Origin of the sequence: Amycolatopsis sp. WAC 04197 (assembly GCF_003947475.1) — a bacterium.
Lineage (GTDB): Bacteria > Actinomycetota > Actinomycetes > Mycobacteriales > Pseudonocardiaceae > Amycolatopsis > Amycolatopsis japonica.
Genome location: NZ_QHJK01000002.1, coordinates 397,187 through 421,203 on the forward strand (window position 1 = coordinate 397,187; position 24,017 = coordinate 421,203).

General features: G+C 69.6%; 21 protein-coding genes. 12 read left to right on the forward strand and 9 right to left on the reverse strand.

Annotated features, from left to right (window positions below; genetic code table 11):
- The first annotated feature begins 115 nt into the window (after nucleotides 1-115).
- Entirely contained in the window at nucleotides 116-970 is an 855-nt protein-coding gene (locus DMC64_RS09065; RefSeq protein WP_125733174.1) for a PHB depolymerase family esterase, read from the forward strand.
- Here DMC64_RS09065 and DMC64_RS09070 read toward each other — a convergent pair.
- Nucleotides 947-1,252: a helix-turn-helix transcriptional regulator gene (locus DMC64_RS09070; RefSeq protein WP_037335099.1), complete on the reverse strand. Its 306-nt coding sequence runs from the start codon at nucleotides 1,250-1,252 to the stop codon at nucleotides 947-949. The genes DMC64_RS09065 and DMC64_RS09070 overlap by 24 nt on opposite strands.
- Nucleotides 1,253-1,304: 52 nt before the next feature.
- Between DMC64_RS09070 and DMC64_RS09075 the strand changes: the two genes are divergently transcribed.
- Complete coding sequence (locus DMC64_RS09075) at nucleotides 1,305-2,474, forward strand: MFS transporter (RefSeq protein ID WP_125733175.1); 1,170 nt, start codon at nucleotides 1,305-1,307, stop codon at nucleotides 2,472-2,474.
- 205 nt (nucleotides 2,475-2,679) lie between these two features.
- On the opposite strand, the gene DMC64_RS09080 is transcribed toward DMC64_RS09075, so the two are convergent.
- The 7 genes from DMC64_RS09080 to DMC64_RS09110 all read right to left on the reverse strand — a co-directional run bounded on the left by DMC64_RS09080 (nucleotide 2,680) and on the right by DMC64_RS09110 (nucleotide 12,176).
- The gene (locus tag DMC64_RS09080; RefSeq protein WP_199754940.1) at nucleotides 2,680-3,729 is read right to left on the reverse strand and encodes a HoxN/HupN/NixA family nickel/cobalt transporter; all 1,050 of its coding nucleotides are present in this window, start codon (nucleotides 3,727-3,729) and stop codon (nucleotides 2,680-2,682) included.
- Between the two features lie 56 nt (nucleotides 3,730-3,785).
- The gene (locus DMC64_RS09085) at nucleotides 3,786-4,715 is read right to left on the reverse strand and encodes an N-acetylmuramic acid 6-phosphate etherase (RefSeq protein WP_007028475.1); all 930 of its coding nucleotides are present in this window, start codon (nucleotides 4,713-4,715) and stop codon (nucleotides 3,786-3,788) included.
- 17 nt (nucleotides 4,716-4,732) lie between these two features.
- A complete protein-coding gene (locus DMC64_RS09090) occupies nucleotides 4,733-5,731 on the reverse strand; it encodes a MurR/RpiR family transcriptional regulator (protein WP_370323676.1) in 999 nt (332 codons plus the stop codon).
- A gap of 210 nt (nucleotides 5,732-5,941) precedes the next feature.
- On the reverse strand, nucleotides 5,942-7,720 hold the full coding sequence (locus DMC64_RS09095) for a serine hydrolase (RefSeq protein ID WP_125733176.1): 1,779 nt from the start codon (nucleotides 7,718-7,720) through the stop codon (nucleotides 5,942-5,944).
- A gap of 11 nt (nucleotides 7,721-7,731) precedes the next feature.
- On the reverse strand, nucleotides 7,732-9,000 hold the full coding sequence (locus DMC64_RS09100) for an exo-beta-N-acetylmuramidase NamZ domain-containing protein (RefSeq protein ID WP_125733177.1): 1,269 nt from the start codon (nucleotides 8,998-9,000) through the stop codon (nucleotides 7,732-7,734).
- Nucleotides 8,997-10,802 (reverse strand): glycoside hydrolase family 3 protein, encoded by a 1,806-nt coding sequence (locus DMC64_RS09105; protein WP_038520992.1) that lies wholly within the window; start codon nucleotides 10,800-10,802, stop codon nucleotides 8,997-8,999. The genes DMC64_RS09100 and DMC64_RS09105 overlap by 4 nt, the downstream gene beginning before the upstream one ends.
- A 576-nt stretch (nucleotides 10,803-11,378) precedes the next feature.
- Nucleotides 11,379-12,176 carry an HAD family phosphatase gene (locus DMC64_RS09110; protein ID WP_016337846.1) on the reverse strand — a complete coding sequence of 266 codons (798 nt, stop codon included), beginning with the start codon at nucleotides 12,174-12,176 and terminating at the stop codon, nucleotides 11,379-11,381.
- Nucleotides 12,177-12,739: 563 nt separating this feature from the next.
- Here DMC64_RS09110 and ssd point away from each other — a divergent pair.
- The 8 genes from ssd to DMC64_RS09150 all read left to right on the forward strand — a co-directional run bounded on the left by ssd (nucleotide 12,740) and on the right by DMC64_RS09150 (nucleotide 18,186).
- A complete protein-coding gene (gene ssd, locus DMC64_RS09115) occupies nucleotides 12,740-13,813 on the forward strand; it encodes a septum site-determining protein Ssd (protein WP_125733178.1) in 1,074 nt (357 codons plus the stop codon).
- Nucleotides 13,810-14,952, forward strand: a complete 1,143-nt coding sequence (locus DMC64_RS09120; protein WP_125733179.1) for a TadA family conjugal transfer-associated ATPase — start codon at nucleotides 13,810-13,812, stop codon at nucleotides 14,950-14,952. Before ssd ends, DMC64_RS09120 begins: the two co-directional genes overlap by 4 nt.
- Nucleotides 14,949-15,689 carry a type II secretion system F family protein gene (locus tag DMC64_RS09125; protein WP_125733180.1) on the forward strand — a complete coding sequence of 247 codons (741 nt, stop codon included), beginning with the start codon at nucleotides 14,949-14,951 and terminating at the stop codon, nucleotides 15,687-15,689. The genes DMC64_RS09120 and DMC64_RS09125 overlap by 4 nt, the downstream gene beginning before the upstream one ends.
- Entirely contained in the window at nucleotides 15,683-16,252 is a 570-nt protein-coding gene (locus DMC64_RS09130; RefSeq protein ID WP_125733670.1) for a type II secretion system F family protein, read from the forward strand. Before DMC64_RS09125 ends, DMC64_RS09130 begins: the two co-directional genes overlap by 7 nt.
- A gap of 16 nt (nucleotides 16,253-16,268) precedes the next feature.
- Nucleotides 16,269-16,442, forward strand: coding sequence for a DUF4244 domain-containing protein (locus DMC64_RS09135; RefSeq protein ID WP_037335117.1), 174 nt, complete (start codon nucleotides 16,269-16,271; stop codon nucleotides 16,440-16,442).
- Nucleotides 16,442-16,780: a TadE family type IV pilus minor pilin gene (locus DMC64_RS09140; RefSeq protein WP_037335119.1), complete on the forward strand. Its 339-nt coding sequence runs from the start codon at nucleotides 16,442-16,444 to the stop codon at nucleotides 16,778-16,780. The genes DMC64_RS09135 and DMC64_RS09140 overlap by 1 nt, the downstream gene beginning before the upstream one ends.
- The gene (locus tag DMC64_RS09145; RefSeq protein ID WP_125733181.1) at nucleotides 16,777-17,142 is read left to right on the forward strand and encodes an Rv3654c family TadE-like protein; all 366 of its coding nucleotides are present in this window, start codon (nucleotides 16,777-16,779) and stop codon (nucleotides 17,140-17,142) included. Before DMC64_RS09140 ends, DMC64_RS09145 begins: the two co-directional genes overlap by 4 nt.
- A gap of 417 nt (nucleotides 17,143-17,559) precedes the next feature.
- A complete protein-coding gene (locus DMC64_RS09150) occupies nucleotides 17,560-18,186 on the forward strand; it encodes a bifunctional DNA primase/polymerase (protein WP_125733182.1) in 627 nt (208 codons plus the stop codon).
- Nucleotides 18,187-18,215: 29 nt separating this feature from the next.
- Here DMC64_RS09150 and DMC64_RS09155 read toward each other — a convergent pair whose 3' ends face one another.
- Nucleotides 18,216-20,681, reverse strand: a complete 2,466-nt coding sequence (locus DMC64_RS09155) for a DEAD/DEAH box helicase (protein WP_125733183.1) — start codon at nucleotides 20,679-20,681, stop codon at nucleotides 18,216-18,218.
- A gap of 316 nt (nucleotides 20,682-20,997) precedes the next feature.
- Here DMC64_RS09155 and DMC64_RS09160 point away from each other — a divergent pair, with 316 nt between their 5' ends.
- A complete protein-coding gene (locus DMC64_RS09160) occupies nucleotides 20,998-23,292 on the forward strand; it encodes a sodium-translocating pyrophosphatase (protein WP_037335130.1) in 2,295 nt (764 codons plus the stop codon).
- Between the two features lie 116 nt (nucleotides 23,293-23,408).
- Nucleotides 23,409-23,945, forward strand: a complete 537-nt coding sequence (locus DMC64_RS09165; protein ID WP_233629604.1) for a hypothetical protein — start codon at nucleotides 23,409-23,411, stop codon at nucleotides 23,943-23,945.
- Nucleotides 23,946-24,017: the final 72 nt, after the last annotated feature.

Consider the following 24,017-nt stretch of genomic DNA (forward strand, 5'->3'; position numbering starts at 1 on the left):
CGACGGTAAGCGGGCGTTCCGCGGATCGGTACCCGGCACGACCACACAAAACGCGCCGTCGCTGTGGTGGTCTTCCACGTGGAAACCCCGCTGGCGCCGGTTTTAGCCTCGGGTGATGCGAAAACTCCTCATCGGCGCGGTGGTTTCGGCATTGACCCTTCTCTTCGCGACTCCGGCACAGGCGGCGACGATCCGTCCGGTGACCGGGTTCGGGAGCAATCCCGGTGCTTTGCAGATGTTCGAATACGTTCCCGACGGGCTGCCGTCCGGACGTCCGGCGGTGGTGGTGCTGCACGGCTGCACGCAGGACGCCGCCGGATACGCGCGTGGCTCCGGTTGGGTCGGGCTCGCGGACAAGCTGCGGTTCAAACTAGTTCTGCCACAACAGGTTTCGGCGAACAATTTCAGCAAGTGCTTCAACTGGTTCCAGGCGGCGGACATCAAGCGCGGCTCCGGGGAAGCCGAATCGATCGCGCAGATGGCGCGGTATTCGGCCGGGAGCCGGACGTACGTGACCGGCTTGTCGGCCGGTGGTGCGATGACTTCGGTGCTGCTGGCGGCGTACCCGGAACTCTTCGCGGGCGGCGGCGTCGTCGCGGGGCTGCCGTACGGCTGCGCGACCTCGATGATCGACGCGTACTCCTGCATGAACCCCGGCAAGGATCTGACCCCGAAACAATGGGGTGACAAGGTGCGCGCCGCGGGCACGGGGCCGCGTTCGCCGGTCAGTGTCTGGCACGGGACCGCGGACTACACGGTCGCTCCGATGAACATGCGCGAGCTTTCCGAGCAGTGGACCGACGTCGGCGCGGCCGTCGACACGCACGCCGTCGGCGGGATGGGGCACGGTCAGCCGATCGCGCCGGGATCCGGCTGCGGGCAGGCGGGGCCGTATCTGCTCGATGTCGGCGTGTGCGCCGCGGCGGAACTCGCGGCGAAGTGGCGGCTAAGCGAGGACGGCGTCCAGTAGCCCGGGGAAGCGCGCGTGGACGTCCTCGGTCCGTAGCTCGACCCAGCGGGTCCGGCCCTCGACGAACGTCGTCGTGAGGCCGGCCTCGCGCAACACCTTCCAGTGGTGGGAGAGCGTCGGCGCGCTGATGTCGACGTCGTACTCGGTGACGGCGCAGCTTCGCGGCGAAGGGTTGCTTCGCAGGGCGCGGATCAGCTCCAGGCGCACGGGATCCGCGAGCGCCTGGAGCACCGGCACGATCTCGATCTCGTCGATCGACGGCTGCGGCAGCGTGCTGCTCACGGCGCTCCAAACTATTTGACAGTCATCGAACAGTCCCGCCACTATACCTCCTATGACGATTCGACGATCATCAAATGATCGGCTCGCTCTGGGGGCTCTGCTGGTACTCGCCGTCGGGACGTTCACCGTCGGCACCGACGGATTCGTCCTGAACGGGCTGTTGCCCACCATCGCCGCCGACCTGCGGGTTTCGGAGGCTGTCGCGGGACAGCTGACCACGGTCTTCGCAGTGACCTACGCGATTTCTTCGCCGCTCATCGCGGCTTTCACCGGACGGCTCGACCGGCGCTGGGTGCTCGGCGCGGGGATGGTGCTGTTCACGATCGGCATGGCCGGTCAGGCGCTCGGCGAGTCCTTCGCCGTGGTCGCCGTCGCCCGGGTGCTGGCCGCCCTCGGCGCCGCCGCGTTCCAATCCAACGCCTATGTGCTCGCCGGCGCGCTGGCGTCGGACGAGCGCCGTGGCCGCGCGCTGGCCACGGTCTCCAACGGGATGAGCGTGTCGATGGTGCTCGGCGTGCCGATCGGGGTGCTGGCCGGGACCTGGTTCGGGTGGCGCGCGGCGATGTGGGGGATCGGCGCGGTGGCGCTGATCGTGATGCTGCTCGTGCCGCTGCTGCCCGGGGTTCGGATGCCGACGGTGTCGTTGCGCGACAGGCTCGCCGTCGTCGCGCGGCCACCGATCGCGCGCGTGCTCGGCGTGAGCGTTCTCGGTACCGCGGCGGGCTTCGCGGCCTTCGTGTACCTGCCGGTGCTGGTGGCTCCGGTGGCGGCGGGCGCGACGATCTCGTGGCTGCTCGTCGGTTTCGGGATCGGGCAGATCGTGGGCAACGCCTTCGCGGGCCGGGCGACGGACTCGCTGGGGCCTTCGCGCGTCCGGTCGATCTCGCTGATCGGGACGGTCGTGACGTTCGCGCTGCTGGACGTCGCCGTGCTGAGCCTGCCCGGTTCGCTGGTCCTCGCGCTGGCTTCGGGGGTCTTCGGCGGCATGCTGATGGTGCCGCAGCAGCACCGGCTGTTCTCGCTGGCGCCTGACGCGCCGACGGTCGCCATGGGGCTCAACGGTTCCGCGATCTACGGCGGTGGCGCTCTCGGTGCCGCGCTGGGCGGTGTCGTCCTGTCTTCCGCCGGTGTCTGGTGGATCGGTCCCGTTGCCGCCTTCGTCGCTCTGCTGGGCTTCGCGCTTTCGGTGCCTTCGCGGGCGAAGGTGCCCGAGCCCGCGTGACCCAAGGGGGAGCAAGGGACCTTTGCTACCACTTCTCTCGGACGGCTTTGCTGCGACACGAGGCGGAAGGTTCGTGCTCTGACTATCCGCAAGAGAGCGGTGCTCGCCCTCCGGCTGTCCAAAAAGGACACTTTTGAGATTGAAAACGTCCGATTTGGTTGCTTTGCGCAGTATGGTTCGAGGGTCGTGAGTGGCAATGATCGTTCTAACCCTCTTTACCACTCACGACCCCCGACCAGCGCTCCTCGATCCGCCCGAAGCGCCACACCAGGAGCGCGAAGAGCCACGTAAGCACGAAGAGCGCTACAACCGCGTAGCCGACGTAGTCCAGACTCAGCGACCCGATGGCCGCGAGCGGTCCGGTCGTGATGCCGAACCGTTCGGTGATGATCGAGATGACCTCGATCGTCCCGATGAGCAAGGCGACCGCGACGGAAAGCGCCGTCACGATGAGGTTGTAGTAGATCTTCCGCACCGGCTTCGCGAACGCCCAGCCGTACGCGTAGTTCATGAAGCAGCCGTCGGCGGTGTCGAACAGCGTCATCCCCGCGGCGAACAGGATCGGCAGCACCAGGATCGCGTACCAGGGCAGCGCGAACGCCGCCGCGCCGCCGGCCAGCACCAGCAGGCTGATCTCGGTCGCGGTGTCGAAGCCGAGACCGAACAGCACGCCGATCGGATAGATGTGCCAAGGCTTGCGCACCGCCTTGGTGGCCCCGCGGAGCAAGCGGTTCATGAAGCCGCGGTTGTCGAGCTGCCGCTCCAGCGCCGCTTCGTCGAACTCGCCCCGCCTCATGCGCCGGAACACCCTCACGATGCCGACGAGCACCACCAGGTTCATGATCCCGATGAGGTACAGGAACACGGCCGAAACGGACGTCCCGATCAGCCCGGTCACCGCGTGCAGCGCCGACGAGTCGTCCTCGACGGCCCCGGCGAGCGCGCGGACGCCGAGCGACAGCAGCAGGCACAGGACGAAGACGATCGTCGAATGGCCGAGGGAGAACCAGAAACCGACCGAAAGCGGCCGTTGCCCGTCGGCCATCAGCTTGCGGGTGGTGTTGTCGATCGCGGCGATGTGGTCCGCGTCGAACGCGTGCCGCGTCCCGAGTACGAACGCCGTGACGCCGAGGCCGACCCCGAACACGCCCGTGGCGCCGAGCTCGTATTGGCGCGGCGCCACGAAAAGCGTCAGGACCCCCCAGCCGATGACGTTGAGCGCCAGGATGAATCCGGCCATCCCGGCGACGGACACCCGTTCGCGTCGCGTGAGCGCGAAGCGTCGGGATGAACGGGTCTGTCCGCCGGTGTTCAGCTCGCGCGCACCCTCAGGGAGTCGAGAGCCTTTCGTACGTGGCCATCGCTGGCCGTCAGCGCCTTCGCCGCACTCGCGACGTCTTCGCCGGACAGCAGATGGACCAGCGCGACCTTGAGGTCGCCGTCGGCCTCGGTGAGCGCGTCGGAGCAGTCCGCCATGCTCATGCCGGTGGCCTCGCGCAGGATCCGGATGGTCCGCCCGCGCAGCTTCGCGTTGGTCGCCCGCATGCTCACCATCAGGTTCGAATACGTGCGGCCGAGCTTGATCATCGTCGCGGTGGAGAACGCCGTGAGGATGATCTTCTGCGCCGTGCCCGCCTTCATCCGCGTCGATCCGGCGATCGCCTCGGGGCCGGTGTCCACCGCGATGAGGACGTCGACGCCCGGCGGCGTCACCGCTGCCGGATTGCCCGAGACCAGCGCGGTCCGGGCACCGCGACGGCTGGCCGCGGCCAGCGCGCCGAGGACGTAGGGCGTCCGGCCGGAAGCCGTCAGCCCGAGCACGAAGTCGCCGGGCGCGACGGACTCGGCCACCTCGGCGGCCCCGGCCTTCGCGTTGTCCTCGGCGTCTTCGACGGCTTGGCGCAGAGCGCGCGCGCCGCCCGCGTGATGCGCGATGAACCAATCGGAGGGCACGTTGAACGTCGGCACGAGCTCCGCCGCGTCCAACGTCGCCAGCCTGCCGGAAGTACCGGCCCCGAAGTAGTGCACGCGGTGTCCCGACCGCAGCGCTTCCACGGCGAAGTCGACCGCCCGCGCCACCTGCGGCAGCACCGCGGCGACGGCTTCGGGGACCCGGCGGTCCTCGGCGTTGATCGCGCCGAGGATGCCCATGGTCGACATCAGGTCGATGTCGGTCGTCCGTGGATTGCGCTGTTCGGTTGGCGAGTCGACGTGCACCACCTGGCGTGGGACGGTCATCATGCGCCTCACTTTTTCGCTCATTTGCCGGTTTCCCGCGGCCGCCGCCTGCCGTCGGGCCGGACGCCCAGACGGTGCGAGCCAACCGCGTCCCTGGTCGCGTCGAGCGCGTTGACCGACGCGTCCATGTGCCGCTGCGCGACACCGATGAACAGGCAGTCGATGACGGTCAGCTGCGCGATGCGACTGGCGGTCGCACCCGAGCGGAACGTCGTCTCCCGCGCGGCCGTGGTCAGCACGTGGTCGGCGACCTCGGTGATCGGTGAACGCGGGAAGTTCGTCACGGCGACGGTGATCGCGCCGTGCTCACGGGCCACCCGCAGCGCCTCGACGGTGTCCGTGGTCGCGCCCGTGTGGGAGATGCCGATCGCGACGTCGCCGGGGCTCAGCACAGCGGCCGAGGTGAGCATGATGTGCGTGTCCGACCAGGCGAAGCTGACCCGTCCGATGCGGTGCAGCTTCTGCTGCAGGTCCGCGGCGACGAACGCGCTCGCGCCCACGCCGTAGACGTCCACGCGGCCCGCGCCGGCCACGATGTCGATCACGCGCTGTAGCGACGGGACGTCGAGCTGGTCGGCGGTCTCTTCCACGGCGCGTGCGTCCGCGAAGCTGACCTTGCCGATCACCGCGGCCAGGTCGTCCTCCGGCCCGATCTCGCCGCCGAGGTTGCGGGTCGACCGCGCCTCGGAACGGGCGGTGTCGGCCGCCAGGGCGATCCTGAGCTGCGGATACCCGCCGACGCCGACCGCCTTGCAGAACCGCGTGACGGTGGTTTCGCTGGTGTTCGCCGCGAGCGCGACCTCGGTGATGCTGCGCCGCGCGACCTGCGCGGGGTCGTCGAGCACGACCTTCGCGACGCGCTGCTCGGCCCGGGCGAGCCCGGGCAGGAGGGAGCGAATCCGGACGAGCGGGCTCGCGTCAGCGTCCCGTGTCGGCTGCGCCGGCACGGCCTCGGACGGTGCGGCCGCGATTACGGATTCGGTATCGCCCACCGTGGGAAAGTTACTAACCGTTGGCATCTGCGACAAGGCTACCCACACCCTTCGGGAAGATCGCAACCTATCCGTGTCTGCGGATTCGATTTGCGATTAATCGTTGACCAGAAAGTCGCTAACCAGGTCGAGGCCGTTAACGAGGTCGAGCTAACGACTTGGCAACTTAGTGTCGCGATGCAAGGGGCTGTGTCCCGGTCAACGGGGCGGTCCGGTCAGCACATCGGAGCCGATTGGCTACCTAGTGCTCAACTTCCAGCCGGTAGCGACGAAAGTAGGGGGATTATGCTCACTGTCCAGCAGTATGCGGCCGCGTTCAGTGACTTTCACACCGTCCAAGGAAATTCCCCGTCCGGTGTAACGGGCATCGGTCGTGTAACGCCAGCGGAGGGTGATTTGTGAGCTTTGCGACACCTCGGCGGCGGCCCGCCACCAAGCGCGATGTCCATGCCCGCCGAGCCCGGTTTGGTCCCCGGCGGGGGCGCCAGGTCCGGACGCACGCAGGGTAATCGATTTCCAGGTGGCTCCGCCGTCGGTACTTATTTCCAGGAACAGCGAATCCGAGGGGCCTTCGGTGTCCACGAAGGTGTCGAAGGAGACCTTCAGCGGCCCGCCGCGCGTCTGTAACGGCGGGGTTGTGAGCGTCGCCGTGGAGACGTCCCCGGCGCCGCTGAACCACGCTTCGCGGCCGTGCGCCGGGCGGACGGCCATCGCCTTCGCGAGCGAACTCGCCCACGTCTCCCTGGCGAGGTTGATCGAGCCCCAGTTCCGCGTCGGGTGCACGCGGTTGGTGAGCAGGATCGCGAACGACCGCGACAGCGGGTCGATCACCAGCGAGGTCCCGGTGAAGCCGGTGTGCCCGGCCGTCGACGGGGCCGACAGCGCGCCCATGTACCAAGGCTGGTCGAGTTCGAAGCCGAGCCCGTGCGCGTTGTCGGGGAACTTGTGGTTGTAGTTCGTCAGCATCGCCCGCACGGTCTCCTCGCGCAGGATCCGGTGACCGCGGTACGCGCCGCCGTTGAGGATCGTCTGCGCCAGCACCGCCATGTCGGGGGCCGTGGAGAACACGCCCGCGTGCCCGGCGACACCGCCCAAGGACCAAGCGTTCTCGTCGTGCACTTCGCCGCGTACGAGCCCCCGAGGCGGCTTCGCGGCGTACTCGGTCGCCGCGACCCTGGCGAGTTTCGACGCCGGCGGGTTGTACCCGGTGTCGACCAGCCCCAGAGGCGCGGCGATGCGGTCCTGGACGACCTTGTCCAGCGGTGCCCCGGCCACCTTCTCGACCAGGAAACCGAGCGTCAGCAGGTTGATGTCGGAGTAGAGGTACGTGCTGCCCGGCGCGTTCTTCAGCGGGCTGTCGAGGACGGCCTTCCGGCGGGATGGGATGTCCGGGTAGCCCTCCCACAGCGACGGGAGCGGTGTCGCGGCGAAGCCCGAGACGTGGGTGAGCAGCTGCTGGACGGTGACGGACTCCTTGCCGTTCACCCCGAACTCCGGCAGATACCGCACCACCGGCGCCGAGATGTCCACCTTGCCCGACTCGGCCAGCTGCATCACCGCGATGGAGGTGAACAGCTTCGAGATCGAGGCCATGTCGAAGATGGTGTCCGCGCGCATCGGCACCTGCTGCCCGGGTGGCAGTTCCGTGCCTTGGGCGTCGGCGTAGCGGACCGCGCCGCCGACGGCCTGGCGCTCGACGACGACGCCGTCGTGCGCGAGCAGGCCGACCGCTCCGGAGAAGTGCGGATGCCCGGTGGCGTCCGGCTTCGTCCAGCTCTCGATGAACCGCTCCGCCGCCTTGATCGGCTCGGGGTCGAGGCCGACTTCCGAGGGCGCGCCGTCGCGCAGCACGGTGGACGCGGGCGCGAAGCCCCCACGCGGCTTGTCGAACCGGCCCGCCGTGCCGTTTCCCTGTTGCCCGGTACCCGGAATCGCCTGTGCTCCCGCCGTCGACAGCGTGGTCGCCGCGACCAGTACGGAGACGGCCGCGATCAGGATCCTCTTCCTAACACGCACGGTCGTTCCTCTCAGCGGTAGATGAGATGGCGGCGGCGTTTCCGGTCGAACTCGGCCAGTTCCGCCTGCCAGGACCCGACGATCTCGTCCACCCCGGCGCCCTTGTCGATCATCGTGCGCAACCTGGCGGAGCCCGAGAGCTTGTCGAGGAAATTGTCGGGGCGCCACTTGAACTTGTCCGGATGCACCTGTTTCGCGGTGACGAACATGGTGACCGCGGTGCGGATGGCGTCGAACGCCCGCGGATCGGTGATCGTCACCTGCACGCCGCCGCAGGGTTCGTTGACGAACTTGCCGAACGTCGGCACGAAATAGGCCTCACGGAACTTCACGCCGGGAAGCCGAAGCTCGCCGAGTTTCTCGCGCCAGCGCCAGTCGAGACCCGGCGCGCCGATGATCTCGAACGGCCTGGTGGTGCCCCGGCCTTCGGAGAACATGGTGCCCTCGAACATCCCGGTGCCGGGATAGACGAGCGCGGTGTCCGGCGTCGGCATGTTCGGGCTCGGCGGGACCCAGGTCAGCCCGGTGCGGGCGAAGAGCTGATCACGGCGCCAGTCACGCACCTCGACGATCTCGAGCTTGCCCGGCGTGACCCCTTCGGCAGGCAGGAACTCGGCCGCGAAGAACCGCGCGAGTTCGCCGACGGTCATGCCGTGCTGCTGCACGATCGGCTTCCGGCCGACACCCGAGGCGAACGCCGGGTCCAGCATCGGCCCGGCGGCCTTGCCGCCCAGCGGATTCGGCCGGTCCAGCACGACGACCGCCGCACCGACCTTCGCGGCCGCGACCATCGCCGTGTACAGCGACCAGATGTAGGTGTAGAACCGCGCGCCGACGTCGGCGATGTCGAAGACGACGGTGTCGACACCCGCCTTCGTGAACATCCCGGCGAGCTTCGTCGCGTCGGCGCCGTACGCGTCGTACACCGGCACGCCGGTGCGCGGATCGGTGTAGTCGCCCTCGGAGCCGCCCGCCTGCGCGCTGCCGCGGAACCCGTGCTCCGGCCCGAACGCGGCGAGCGGCCGGACCCCGGCGGCGACCATCGAGTCGACGATGTGGTCGCCGCTCGCCAGGACACCGGTGGGGTTCGACAGCACGCCGAGCTTGCGGCCGGACAGCGGCGCCCAGCCCCGGGCGGCGAGCACGTCCGCCCCGGTGCGGGTGAGCGGGGGACCTTTGCTCTCGCTTTCCGGCTGGGCCCCCGCGACCGAGGACCCGGCCGTCAGCGCGGGGACCGCGAGCGCGCCGGTGGCGAGGAAGTGGCGGCGGTTGAGGTTCACCAGGTCAGCCCGTGGCCGAAGGGATACTTCACCGTGCCCACGTCCTTGCCCGCGGGAACGTCCACCGGCAGCTTGCCCTGCGGCGTCACCTTCCCGAGGATCACCTTCGCCAGCGCTTCGAGAGAAGGCGTGATGTAGCCGTACGTGGCGAGCCACGTCTTGATCGGGTTCTCGTAGCCGGCGTCGTAGGGGATCTGGGCGGCGACCGCGACGACGGGCTTCCCGGTGTCGGCCAGCGCCTGCAACAGCTTGCCCTGCAACGGATACGTGCCCACGTTGTTGGTCAGCACGACGACGAGGTCGACGTTCTTGGCCGCCGCGGCCGCCTGCGCGATCTGGGCGTCCGTCGGTGTCTGGCCGGTCTGCAGCGCGGTCGCCTGCGTGCCGTGCGCGGTGAGCTTCGCGGCCAGCGACGTCGTCGTGGTCGCGCCCCAGCCGGTCACGAGGGTCTTCGCGGGCTGCTGCTTGAGCGGCAGGACACCGCCGTCGTTGCGGATCGCGGTGACCGACCGGTCGGCGATGCCCTGCGCGGTCGCGAGGTTGGCCGGGACGCCGACCTTCGACATCACCTTGGCCGGGTCGACGAACGGCGAGGTCAGGATGCCGCGGTTCAGCTTGAGCTTCAGCACCCGCAGGACGCTCTCGTCGATCCGCCGCTCGGTCAGCTCGCCCTTGCGGACGGCGTCGAGCACCGAGTTGATCGCGAGTTCGAGGTTCACCGGCATGAGCAGCTGGTCGATACCCGCCTTGAGGGCCAGCACCGGGATCTCGGCGTCGCTGTGCATCTCGCGCACCGCGTCCATCGAGAGGGAGTCGGTGACGACGACTCCGCGGTATCCGAGCTCTTCGCGCAGCTTGCCGGTGAGGATCGGCTTCGACAGCGTGGCGGGCTCGCCCGACGGGTCGAGGCTGGGGAACTGGATGTGCGCGCTCATGATCGAGTCGATGCCCGCCTTGATGGCGGCCTTGAACGGCGGCACGTCGGTCTCGCGCCAGCTGGCCTCGCTCCGGTCGATCCGGGGCAGTTCGTGGTGACTGTCGGTGGCCGCGTCGCCGTGGCCGGGGAAGTGCTTCGCGGCGGCGGACACCGTCTCGGAGCGTCGTCCCGAGTTCTGGAAGCCCCTGACCTGGGCTTCGACGAACTGGCTCGCCAGCTCCGGGCGGCCGGAGAAGGACCGGACGCCGATCACCGGGTTCGCCGGGTTCGAGTTCACGTCGGCGTCGGGGGCGAAGTCCTGGTTGATGCCGACGGCGCGCAGCTCGTGCCCGAGGATCCGGGCGGCGTCCTGCGCGGCCTTGGTGTCACGGCCGGCCGAGATCGCCATCGCGTTCGGCAGTTCGGTGGCGGGGGCACCCATCCGGGTGACCGTGCCGCCTTCCTGGTCGGTCGCGATCTGCAGCGGGATGCGGGCGCCGCTGCGGAGGGCCGCTCGCTGGAGCCCGTTCGACAGCTTGGCGACCTGCACCGGGTCGTCGAAGTTGTCGCGGCTGTCGTTGTTGAAGTAGATGACGCCGCCCAGGTGGTACTTCTCGATCACCTGCGCGGGGGTGTCCACGCCGAAGTCGGCCTTGTTCTTGGCGTTGACCTCGTCGGCCGACTTCCCGTTCACCCACGTGACGAAGAGCTGCCCGACCTTCTGCTCCAGGGTCAACCCGCGCAGCGCCCGCTGCGCCTCCGCGTCGGCCGTCACCGGCTGCGCGGTCGCCGGTACGCCCGCGACACCCAGGGCGAGCAGACCCGCGAGGGGCAGGGCGAGCGCATGGATCCTCCGATGACGGGCGTGCGCGATTCGGGTCGTCACCTCAAGCCTCCCAGATTCGTGCCTGACTCTCAGGTGGAAAGAAGTCCACCTGGAAGCACTGATATCCGGAAGCTACCCACGAGCACTTTGCTTGTCCATCGGCCACCCGCACGAACGGTCCGTTCATACACAAAGGGACGCGAAGGGGCCTGTCACGCTTGAAAACCTGGGCAAAACACTGGCGGCGCCCGTCGGCAAGAAGCCGGCGGGCGCCGCCAGTCGGTGCGGACCACTCGGGCGACCAAGCGTGCAACTCTGGTCGTACCTTCATGGACTCGGCGTCCGGCGTCCCGGTACGCAGTCCCTAGACGACGAGCCTCCCGCGGCGCGCTGCGCGTGGGTACCCGGTGTCCGCACACGGAGATTCGCCGGGGTGGAACAGGCTTCTCTTCTACCTGTTCCCTGGCCGACCGAACGTCCGCACCTACTTTCTACGCCGTGAGCCGGGTCACTTCAAGTGCGCAGACGGGTGCACCGGTACAGAGGCTCGATCTAGTGACACGGGCACCCTCCGCGACGGACAATTCGCGGCCCTGACTGCGAAAACCGGCCCGGTACCGCCGTGTGGGTGCGTGCTCAGCGGGTGCGTTTGCGCCGGTTGTAGCCGTACCAGGTGGCCCCCGCCGCGAAGGCGCCGAGCGCGACCAAGCCGGCCGACCGCGCGGGGATCCGGGTCCGCAGCGACATCGGGTGCTCGAAGGCGAGGATCTCCCAGCCCTGTTCCGTCGCGTGCTTGCGCAGGACGCGGTCGGGGTTGACCGCGTGCGGCCGTCCGACGACTTCGAGGAGCGGGATGTCGGTGCTCGAGTCGGTGTACGCGTGGCACTGCGTGAGGTCGTAGCCGTACGTCGCCGCGAGCTGCTTCGCGGCGACGGCCTTGTTCTCGCCGTAGCAGTAGAAATCGACTTCGCCCGAGTAGCGGCCGTCCACGATCTGCATCCGCGTGGCCACGCTGCGCGTCGCGCCGAGCATTTCGGCGACCGGCGCGACGACCTCCTCGCCGGTCGCCGACAGCACCACGACGTCGTGCCCGTCCGCGCGATGGGACGAGATCAGTTCCGCCGCCTCCGCGTACACGAGCGGGTCGACGACGTCGTGCAGCGTTTCGCGGACGATCGCGGACACCTGTGCGACGTCCCATCCGGTGCACAGCGCGGAAACCTCGGCGCGCATCCGCTCGGTCTTCGCCGCGTCCGCGCCCGCGAGCGAGAAGACGAGCTGGGCGTACGCACTGCGAAGCGCGGCTCGGCGGTTGATCAGGCCTTCGCGCAAAAGCGGCTTGCTGAAGGCCAATGCGCTCGATGACGCGATGATCGTCTTGTCGAGATCGAAGAACGCCGCGACCTGGCTGGGCGTCGTGCTGGGTCGGTCCACTCGCCAAGGATAGGAGAGCGGTACGGCCGGGCGCCCGTTGGTCGACCACGATCGGGATACGGCGGTGGAAAATTCACGACCGCGTACCCGATCCGGCGCGTCGTGCCGTTATCGAATTGTGGGTACCGGCGCCGTCCGCAACGGGCCGGTATCGGAGTTACAGTGAGATTGTCCGGTGTCGCACCGGGCCCAGGTTCAGTCCGACCCCCCGGGGCTGAACCCCAGGCGGCCCTCGTCCCTCCCCCCTGGCGAGGGCCGCCTCCTATTTCCCCGTCGTGCCAATGGTTCAGACCTTGTCGGCCGCGGAAACCTCGTCAGGGCAAGGACGAACCGGCGGGAGTTCGTTAACTTTCCTTTCTCTCACGGGTTTCTTGCGTCCCTTTCCGGCTCCGAAGCCCATAGCGGAAGGGACCGACGGAAATCCGGGAAACCGGTTTCTCGAAACGGAGTTGTCCACAACACCCCGGTTGTCCACAGGTGGGGCGGAATGGCGTTGTGCGGGGCGGGGAGGCGGCGCGACCGTGGAGTGGTCACCCGAGTCCGACCGAATCACTGGGGGAGTCATGACCGCGGAACATCCGCTCGTCGTCGCCGGAGACGACGTCCTGCTCGACGAGATCCTGCGCGTGGCGGCGGCCGCCGGTTGCGAGGTCGAACGAGCACCCGATCTGGCCGCCGCACGCGGGAGATGGGCCCGTGCGCCGCTCGTGGTGCTCGACGAAGAGGCCGCGAGCGCGCCGAACCGGCTGCTGCGGCGGAACAAGGTCCTGCTCGTCTGCAAGGGCGCGCCGACGCCGGTCACGTGGGAGCGTGCCGTCAACACCGGTTCGGAGAAGGTCCTTTCGCTGCCGGACGAGGAAAGCGACCTCATCGGCGAATTCGCCGACGTCGTCGACGGACCGCCACGGGACGACGGCGTCGTCATCGGGATCATCGGCGGGCGAGGCGGGGCCGGGGCATCGGTGCTTTCGGCCGCCGTCGCGTACCGGGCGGAGAAGTCCGGCACCGGCGGGCTGCTCGTCGACTGCGATCCGCTCGGCGGCGGGGTCGACGTCCTCCTCGCCGCCGAACGCGATCGCGGGCCACGCTGGCCGGAGCTCGAACTCGGCGGCAGGGTGTCCATGGCCGCGTTGAGCGAAGCCCTGCCGCGAAAGAAGTACGCGACCGGCTCACTGTCCTTTGTGTCCTATGGCCGGGAAGGAAGCGGACCGGGGCCCGATGCGATCGAAGGCGTGCTGAGTGCCGGACGCCGGGCGGGACGGACGGTCGTCTGCGATCTGCCGAGGTATTTCGGCGCCGAGACGTCCGCCGTGATCGGGCTCGCCGATCTGGTCGTGGTCGTCGTCCCCGCCGAACTCCGCGCCTGCGCGGCGGCGAAACAGGTCCTCGCCAGGATCGAACCGCACGCGTCGCGGGTCGGTGTCGCGGTACGGGGGCCGTCGCCCGCCGGGCTGATCCCGCAAGAGATCGCCGACGCCGTCGGCGTTCCGCTCATCACCTCGATGGGCCGCGAGCGCTCCCTCGCGGCGGCCCTCGACCGCGGTGAGTTCGTCCTGAGGCATCGCGGGCATCTGGCCATCGCCGCCGGCGAAGTCCTCGCGGCCGCGCGCGGGCGGCTGGCCGGTGCCTCGCGATGACCGACGATCTGGTCGAGCGGGTCCGGCGTCGGCTGGCCGGATCGGCCGCCCCGGCGGATCCGGTGAGCGTCGCGCGGGCCGTGCGCGCCGAAGCCGGTGGCGCGCTCGGGCAGGAGGCCGTCCTCGGAGCGGTGCGGCTGGCCCGTGACGAGTTCGTCGGAGCCGGTCCGTTGGCGCCGCTTCTCGAAAAACCCGGCGTCACCGATGTTCTCGTCACGGCACCCGACGAGGTCTGGACCGACACCGGCGAAGGCGTCCGCCTGACGGATGTTCGTTTCGCCGACGAGGAAGCCGTCCGCAGGCTGGCGCAGCGGCTCGCCCTCGCCGGCGGTCGGCGTCTGGACGACGCTCAACCGTTCGCCGACTGCTGGCTGCCGGGAGTGGGTCCGCAAGGCCGGGTCCGCATGCACGCGGTCCTCCCGCCGATCGCGCCGGCCGGGACCGCCCTCTCGCTCCGCGTGCTCCGGCCCGCCACCCACGATCTCGCCGAACTCCGGCTGCGCGGGGTGTTCGGCACCAGCGGCGCGGACCTGCTCGGCTCGGTCATCCGGCGACGGCTCGCGTTCCTGGTCTCCGGCGGGACGGGGGCGGGCAAGACGACCCTGCTCTCCGCGTTGCTCGGCGCGGTTCCCCCGGCCGAACGCATCGTCTGCGTCGAGGACGCCGGAGAACTGCAACCGGACCATCCCCAGTTCGTCAGCCTGCTCACCCGGCCACCCAACGTCGAGGGCGCGGGTGAGGTCGGCCTGAGCGAGCTGGTGCGGCAGGCGTTGCGCATGCGGCCGGACCGGCTGGTCGTCGGCGAAGTGCGCGGTGGCGAGGTCATCGCGTTGCTCAACGCCATGAACACCGGGCACGAGGGCGGCGGCTGCACCGTGCACGCCAACTCGCCGGAGGACGTCCCCGCGCGGCTGGAGGCGCTGGCCGCGCTCGGCGGGCTGAAACGGGACGCGCTGCACAGCCAGCTGACGGCGGCGATCCGAGTGGTCCTGCACATGCGCCGCCTGCCGAGCGGGATCCGGCGCCTGGACGAGGTCGGCGTCCTCCGGTCCTTTCGAGGCGAGGCCAAGGTCGTCCCGGTCTGGAGCAAGGGCTCCTGGATCGGCGACGAGACGCCGTTCGAGGAGATGGCGGCATGAACCTGTGGTTCCTTCTCTCCTGGGGCGCGGGTCTGGCCTGCTGGCCCAAGTCGATGGCGCGTACTCCGATCGCCTGGCGGCTACCTCGCGCAGTCCGGGTGGGCTGGTGGCCGTTGCCCGCGCTGGCTCTGTCCTTCGTGGGAATCGGCTGGGCGGTGGCGGCGCTCGTACTGACCTGGACTCTCCGCCAGGAACATCGGTGGCGGGCACGGGAGAAGGCGGCGCTGGCCGAAGCGGAACTCACCGGGTCCGTCCTGCGCACGATGATCGCCGAACTCCGGGCGGGCGCCCATCCGGTGGCCGCGGCCGAAGCCACCGCGGAGGCGGTGCCCGCGGCGTCCGGGCGTTTGCGCGGACTCATCGCGGCCGCCCGGTTCGGTGGCGGCACCGCCGCCGATCCGGACGCGCCACCGGCGCTGGCGAACGCCTGGACACTCGCGAACCGGTTCGGGCTTCCGATGGCCGAGGTACTCGATGCCGCGCGACGGGACGCCGAGGCGGAGGTCGGCTTCCGCCGTCGGCTCAAAGCCAAGATGGCGGGCCCCAGGGCGAGTGCCGCCGTGCTCGCGGTCCTCCCGCTGCTGTGCCTGGTGCTCGGCGAAGTGATGGGTGCCGGGCCGGTCCACGCCCTCACCGGGACGGGCGCCGGGCAGCTGTCGCTCGTCGTGGGCAGCGGGCTGATCTGGGCGGGCACGGCCTGGTGCCGGGCTCTCACCGGGAGGGTGGCGCCATCGTGATCGGGGCGGCTCTGATCCTGCTGGGCGGCGCACTGTTCTGTTGGCCGCGCGTCACCTCCGTGGCCGCAGCGCGGCCCGGGTGGCTCCGGCCGCGCAGGAGAACGTCCCACGACAACGGCGTCTCCGAACTCCTCCGGTCCGCGGCCACTCTCGACCTGCTGGCCGCCTGCCTGGGCGGCGGGCTGCCGGTACCCGTCGCGCTCGAAGCCGTCGTACCGACCGCGTCACCGAAGACCGCCGCGGCACTGTGCTCGGTGGCGTCGCATCTCGCCGTGGGCATCGGACCGGCGGAAGCCTGGGCGCCGGTTCGCGACCGGCCCGGCCTGACCGAGCTGTCCGTCGCCGCCGTCCGTACGGCGAGGGCGGGTACCGCGCTCGCCGACCACGCGAAGGATCTCGCGCGAAGACTGCGCGAGTCGCTCGCCGCCGAGGCCGAGGAACGCGCCGAACGGGCCGGAGTGCTGCTGGCGGCACCGATCGGCCTGTGCTTCCTCCCCGCGTTCCTGTGCCTCGGTGTCTTCCCCGTCGTGCTCGGCCTCGCCGGGCGTCTCGACTTCCTCTGACTGAAAGGCGATTCCCATGACCAAGCTGCCCACCTTCCGCGAAGACGACGGCATGACGACGGTCGAGTACGCCATCGGCACCTTGGCCGCCGCCGGCTTGGCGGCCCTCCTCTATCTGATCGTCACCAGTGATGCCGTCTCCGCCGGGCTCACCGCGCTCATCGAGCGGGCCCTGTCGGTGAAGTTCTGATGGCCGACCACGGCTCCGTCACGGTGGAGGCCGCCCTCGGCATCGGCGCGCTGACCTTCCTCTCGGCCTTGTTGTTCACCGGGATCGGCGTGGCCTCCGATCAGCTCCGCTGCACCGACGCGGCCCGCGAGGCGGCCAGACTCCTCGCCCGCGGTCAGCCCGCCCGTGCCGAACAAGCGGTGCGGGAGATCGCGCCGTCCGGCGCTCGGCTGGACGTCGTCCGCGAAGGGGAGGCGATCAGCGTCGGCGTCGAGGCCGAACCGGTCGGCGGCCTCCTGCCGGGGATCCGGCTGCACTCCCGTGCCTTCGCCATCGCCGAGCCTGGGAGCGGGCCATGACCTCGGGCACCACGGACGATCGCGGTGTCGCGACCGTGTGGACCGCGTCGATCGTCGCGGCCCTGGTCTGCGCGGCGGCGTTCGTCTTCTGGCTCGGAGCCGCCGTCACGGCGCGGCATCGCACCGAGGCCGCCGCCGATCTGGCCGCGCTCGCGGCCGCCTCGCACGCGACGGAGGGCCCCGGCGCGGCCTGCGAACGGGCCCGGCAGGTCGCCGTCCGGATGTCGGTCACGCTGCTCACCTGCCGGTGGGAGCGCGGCGATGCCCTGGTCGAGGTGCGTTCGGAGCCGTCGGGGCGGCCGGCGGTCACCGGACGGGCGAAGGCGCGCGCCCGGGCGGGGCCGGTCGACCGGCCACCGTGACGTGCGTCGCACGACGAACGGTCGCCGGGTGGTGACCGGCCGGTAGTACGCGTGAGTAACCGCTCGGCGCGAGCAGCGGTCGTTGACGCACGGCGAGCGGTCGAAGTCATGATCAGCGCGCCGCCGAACGGCCGCCCGCCGCTCACCGTGAGCGCCGTCACGCGGGACGGAAACCCAGGTCGGCTGCGACGAACGGCCCCGGACCGGTCGCGCACGCCCGTTAATCGGACGTCCGGCGTTCGGTCCGTCCGGTCGCACTACCGCGCGTTCATCGCTGAGTAACCGCCGGTTGTCGCGCGAGGTCTTCTCCCGATGTGCAACTTGCCGTTTATTGAGATGTGCGCCACCTCGAGAAGGTCGCCGGGTAGCGCGGAGCAGAACCGACACAGGACAGAGTTGACCTGAGGCAGGGACGGAATGTTGGACGCGAATTGGCCGGACAGCTGGCGGGGCGCCTTCCGCATCGAGATGCGGGCGGAGGCGATCGGCCTCGCGTGGCGTGGCTGGCCGGTGCTCCCGGGTGCGGAGCCCGCCGCGATCACCGCGGAGGGTGACGACCTCACCTGGCGTCGTCCCGTCCCGGCGCAGGACAACTGGCGTGAACTGCTCGAGACCCACCCGCACGAGGTCGCCACCTGGTTCGGCGACGACACCCACAGCCTGCTCGTGGCCACCGGCACCGTGCTCGACGCCATCGAGGTCGACGACGAGCTCGGCAAGGCCGCCGCCCGCCTGCTTCGTGCCACCGGTCACCCCGCCCCGATCGTCGCGATGCCGAACGGCCGCTGGCTGTTCCTCACCACCGTCGCCACGAGCATCCCGCGGGAACTGGCCGACCAGGCTTCGATCCAGTGGCACGGCGCGAACGGCTACATCCCGCTGCCCCCGTCGCCGTTCCAGCACGGTGTCGTGCACTGGCGGGTCAAGCCCGAGGTCTGGGGCTGGCAGCTGCCCGAGGCCACCGAGGTGCACAACGTGCTCGTCCGTGCGCTGGCCGGTGACCAGGCCGTCGCCCCGGTGGCGACGCTGAGCACCGCCGCCTGATCAACCCACAATTTCAAGCCACAGTCCTTTCAAACCACCAAGTGGCCGGACACGGACCCGTGCTGACGCAAAGCCCCGAGCACGGTGTCCAGAACGGCCACCGCCCCCGCCTTGTCCAGCGGATCGTTGCCGTTCCCGCACTTCGGCGACTGGACGCAGGACGGGCAGCCGGCCGGGCACTCGCAGGAAACGATCGCCTCCCGCGTTGCGGCCAGCCAAGGGACAATCGCGGCAAATCCGCGGTCGGCGAATCCCGCACCCCCGGGATGGCCATCGTGCACGAACACCGTCGCCTCCCCGGTGTCTTCGTGCCACGCGGTCGACACCCCGCCAATGTCCCAGCGGTCGCACGTAGCGAACAGCGGTAGCAGGCCGATCGCCGCGTGCTCGGCGGCATGCAGGGCACCGGGGACGCGCGCCGGATCCAACTCGGCGCTCGTCCCCGGTGTCCCGCCAAGTTCCTCGGTCCCCACCCTGGAGCCTCCGGTCCCCACCGGCTCCAGAACTTCGGTCCCCGTCCGATGGCCCCCGGTCCCCGCCACACCATCGGACACACCGAGCAGCTCCGCCGAGATCGTGTACCAGACGGCGCGGGTGTGCAGGCTCTGCTCCGGTAGATCCAGCGGTGTCTGGTCCAGCACCTCACCGGACGGCCGCCGCCGCAAGTAGCCGACCACCTGCGAACTGACCGACACCTCGCCGAGATTCACCGTCACCCCGCCGTGCACGCTGGTCTCCTCGGTGCGCAGCACACTGATGTCGACGATCTCGCGCGGTGACGTGGTCCAGTCCGGATCCTCCGCGTGCACCAGCGCGAGCCCGGTCTCCAGGTCGAGTTCGTCGACCACATAGGACGAACCCTGGTGCAGGTACACCGCGCCGGGATGTACCGCGTAGCAGGCGGAACCCGGATCGACGGTGCCGAGCATGCGGCCGGAGTCGGCCTCCACGACGGCGATCTGCTCGCCGCCGGAACCGCGGATGCCGACCTCGGCGTGCGGCCGGTCCCGCGAGGTCCAGTACCAGCCGCTCGTCCGGCGCCGGACGATCTTCTCCTTGACCAGATCGGCGAGCACGGCACGCGCCGGGTCGCCGCCGAAGGCCGCGACCTCCGGCTCGGTCAGCGGGAGCTCGGCGATGGCGCACGCCAGTTGCGGCCCGAGGACATACGGATTCGACGGGTCGAGGACGGCGGCTTCCACCGGCCGGTCCAGGATCGCGGCCGGATGGTGCACGAGGTAGGTGTCCAGCGGATCGTCCCTGGCCACGAACACGACCAGCGCCGCGTCTCCCGCGCGCCCGGCCCGCCCCGCCTGCTGCCAGAACGACGCGAGCGTGCCCGGGTATCCCGCCAGCACCACCGCGTCCAGCCCCGCGATGTCGACGCCGAGTTCGAGCGCGTTCGTCGTCGCGACGCCGAGCAACCGCCCGGACAGCAACGCCGCTTCGAGGGCGCGCCGCTCCTCCGGCAGGTAGCCGGAGCGGTACGCGGCCACGGATTCCGTCAAGGAACCGTCCACTTCGGACAGAATGCGCCGGGCGCCGAGCGCGGTCAGCTCCGCGCCTCGCCGCGACCGGACGAACGCCAGCGAACGAGCGCCTTCGATGACCAGTTCGGCGAGGATGCGGGAAGCCTCGGCCCCCGCCGAGCGCCGCACCGGCGCCCCGTTCTCGCCCGAGAGTTCCGACAGCAGCGGGGGTTCCCACAACGCGACCGTGCGGGCGCCACGGGGTGAGCCGTCCTCGGTGACCGGGACACAGTCCTGCCCGGTGAGCTTCGACGCGAACGCCGCCGGATCCGCCGTCGTCGCGGACGCGAGGACGAAGACCGGCGAAGCGCCGTAGTACGCCGCGACCCTTCGCAGCCTGCGCAGCAGCAGCGCCACATGGGAACCGAAGACCCCGCGATAGCTGTGGCATTCGTCGACGACGACGAACGCGAGCCGCCGGAAGAACCGTGACCAGCGCGCGTGCGACGAGAGGATCCCGCGGTGCAGCATGTCCGGGTTCGTGAAGACCCAGTTCGCGTGCGCGCGGACCCAGTCCCGCTCCTCCAGTGGGGTGTCACCGTCGAATGACGCCGCCCGCGCCTTCTTGATGTCCAAAGAGGACACAGCGCGCAACTGGTCGGCGCCGAGTGCCTTGGTCGGCGACAGGTACAGCGCCGAAGCGCGCTCGTCCTCGACCAGAGCCGAAAGCACCGGCAACTGGTACGCGAGCGATTTGCCCGACGCCGTGCCGGTGGAGATCACCACGTGCTCGCCCGCGCGGGCCAGCGACGCGGCTTCCACCTGATGCCGCCAGGGCGCCTTGACTCCGTTCGCCCTCAGCGCCTCGACGACCGGGGCCGCCGCCCACTCCGGCCAGTCGACCGAATCCGCCGGACGGGCGGGCAGCTCGGCCACATGGGTGACCGGGTACAGCGAAGCCGGGATCCCCGCCGTCGCGCGGTCGAGAAGCCGCCGCCCTTTGCCGGGTCGCACCGTGCCGTCCACCTTCCGAGCTTCGCACAGCGCACCGACAGAAACGGGCCGCCGCCGGACGGATCAGGCACTGGAAGCGAGGCTCGATGATCGATAAAGTGACCAGCCTCACAAGGTAACGGAACGTGTGGTGGCAGGGACGCCTTGCCGTCCGCCATCCCACTACCAATACACTCCCGCAATCCACACCGTCTGTGGCGAGCGTCATGTGAGACGTACCTTGCAGTGCGACTAGCGTGACATTCGGCTCAGATCCCATGCCAGCGTCGGCACGCCGGTTCCATCGGCGGATCGTCGTTGGCCAACGGCGACGTCTCCAGGAGGACGAATGTCCCGGCAGTTCCTCGCGGAGGGCGAACTCACGCTCTCCGGAGGTGGTTACACCATCGTCGGTGTGATCGCCGTGGTCGCCCTTGCCGCACTGGTCATCGGCTACGTTCTGCTCAAGGAGGTGCTGGCCGCGGGCCAGGGCACCACCAAGATGCAGGACATCGCGAAGGCAGTGCAGGAAGGCGCGGCTGCCTATCTGAAACGGCAGCGCAACACCCTCGCGATCTTCGGTGCGATCGTGTTCGTACTGCTCTTCGCCTTGCCGGCCGATGACTGGAACGAAAAGATCGGCAGGTCGATCTTCTTCCTGGTCGGCGCGGCGTTCTCCTTCGCGATCGGCTATCTCGGCATGTGGCTGGCGACGCAGGCGAACCTGCGCGTCGCGGCCGCTTCGCGGGAGGAAGGCGGTCGCGAAAAGGCGATGCGCGTGGCCTTCCGCACCGGTGGCGTGGTCGGCATGATCACCGTCGGGCTCGGCCTCTTCGGCGCCGCGGTGGTCGTCCTCGTCTACACCGGACAGGCCCCGAAGGTGTTGGAGGGCTTCGGTTTCGGTGCCGCGCTGATCGCGATGTTCATGCGTGTCGGCGGCGGTATCTTCACGAAGGCCGCCGACGTCGGCGCGGACCTGGTCGGCAAGGTCGAGCAGGGCATCCCCGAGGACGACCCGCGCAACGCGGCCACCATCGCCGACAACGTCGGTGACAACGTGGGCGACTGCGCCGGGATGGCGGCGGACCTCTTCGAGTCGTACGCGGTCATGCTCGTGGCGGCGCTGATCCTGGGTAGCACCGCCTTCGGCGTGCACGGCCTGATCTTCCCGCTCATCGTTCCCGCCATCGGCGTGATCACCGCGGTCATCGGTGTCTACATCACCAAGGCCAAGGCGGGCGAAGGCGGTCTGGTCACGATCAACCGCTCCTTCTACATCTCCGCCGGTATTTCCGCGGTGCTCTCGACGATCGCGGCGTTCGTCTACCTGCCCGGTTCGTTCTCCGAGCTGACCGGTGGCGCCACCAACGAGTCCGGGAATCCGGCGGTCATCGCGACCGTCTCGGTCATCATCGGCATCGTGCTCGCGGCGGTCATCCTCAAGCTCACCGGGTACTACACCGGCACCGAGCACAAGCCGGTCAAGGAGGTCGGCAAGTCTTCGCAAACCGGTGCGGCGACGGTGATCCTGGCCGGTATCTCGGTCGGTTTCGAGTCCGCTGTGTACACCGCGCTGGTCATCGGCGCGGCGGTGTTCGGCGCGTACCTGCTCGGTGGCGGCGTCGCGCTGTTCGCCGTGGCGCTGGCCGGTACCGGTCTGCTCACCACCGTCGGCGTCATCGTCGCGATGGACACCTTCGGCCCGGTTTCGGACAACGCGCAGGGCATCGCGGAGATGTCGGGCGACGTCGACGAAGACGCCGCGCAGATCCTCACCGAGCTCGACGCGGTCGGCAACACCACCAAGGCCATCACCAAGGGCATCGCGATCGCCACGGCGGTCCTCGCGGCGACGGCGTTGTTCGGGTCCTACCAGGACGCGATCAGCAAGGCGCTGAAGTCGATCCCGGAAGCCGCGGAAGCCAGCATGTCGACGCTGAACTTCTTCGTGAACACGGTGGTCAGCCCGAACACCCTCGTCGGCGTGATCGTCGGCGCGGCGGTCGTGTTCCTGTTCTCCGGTCTCGCGGTCAACGCGGTGTCCCGTGCCGCCGGCGCGGTCGTCTACGAAGTGCGCCGCCAGTTCCGCGACATCCCGGGGATCATGGAGGGCACCACCCGTCCCGAGTACGGCCGGGTCGTCGACATCGTCACGCGCGATTCGCTGCGTGAGCTGACCACGCCCGGTCTGCTCGCGGTCTTCGCCCCCATCGCGGTCGGTTTCGGCCTCGGCACCGGCGCGCTCGCCGGCTACCTGGCCGGTGCGATCGCGACCGGCACCCTGATGGCGATCTTCCTCGCCAACTCCGGTGGCGCCTGGGACAACGCGAAGAAGCTCGTGGAGGACGGAAACCACGGCGGCAAGGGATCGGACGCGCACGAGGCCACCATCATCGGTGACACCGTGGGCGACCCGTTCAAGGACACCGCCGGTCCCGCGATCAACCCGTTGATCAAGGTGATGAACCTGGTGTCGGTGCTGATCGCCCCGGCGATCGTGCAGTTCTCGATCGGCGCGGACGCCAACGTCGGCATCCGCATCGCGATCTCGCTGGTCGCCGTCGCGATCATCGTCGCGGCGATCGTGGTCTCCAAGCGCCGCGAGTCGGTTCTTTCCGACACTCCTGCGGAAGCGAAGGCGTAACACCGAACAGTTTCCCCCGCCGGGCCCGCCACGATTTCCCGTGGCGGGCCCGACGGCTGTCCGGGGCGGGCTAATCTCTGCGCGTCACGCCGATCCGATTCGGGGGAGTTCCTGTCATGAGGCGTTCGGTCGTCCTGTTCGCCGCCGGAATCCTGCTGGCGGGCTGCGGTGGCGCCGAGCGGACGGCTTCTCCCGCTCCGGTGGCGGGGACCGCCTGGATGAACGATTTCTGCGGTTCGCTGATCGACTTCGCCAAGATCGGCGATTTCACGATGCCCGACTTCGAACAGAACGACGTCGCCAGCGCGCGGAAGGTGATGGACGACGCCTTCGGGGTGTTCGCGCCCGGTTTCGACAACGCGGTCAACGGCCTGGGAAAGCTCGGCCAGGCACCGAGCGCGGAGGCCGACGCGGCGCGCAAGAGCATCATCGAAGCGCTGACACCGATCCGGGACGAGGTGCTCGCCGCGAAGGCGGCACTCGACGCCGCGCCGAAGGACGACAAGAACGCCGTGGTGGCCGCGGGGGCCGCCTTCCGGCGAATCGGTTCCCACATGAACGACATGCCCGACCCGTTCCAGCAGCTGGAAACGAACGTTTCGGTGAAAACACTGGCAGCGCAGGCCCCGAACTGCGGAAAGCTGCCTTCTTGACCGTTCTTTCCGCCACGTTGATTTGCATTGCCCCCCGGTATCGGTACCGTCGGGGCCAGCCGGGAAGTCGTC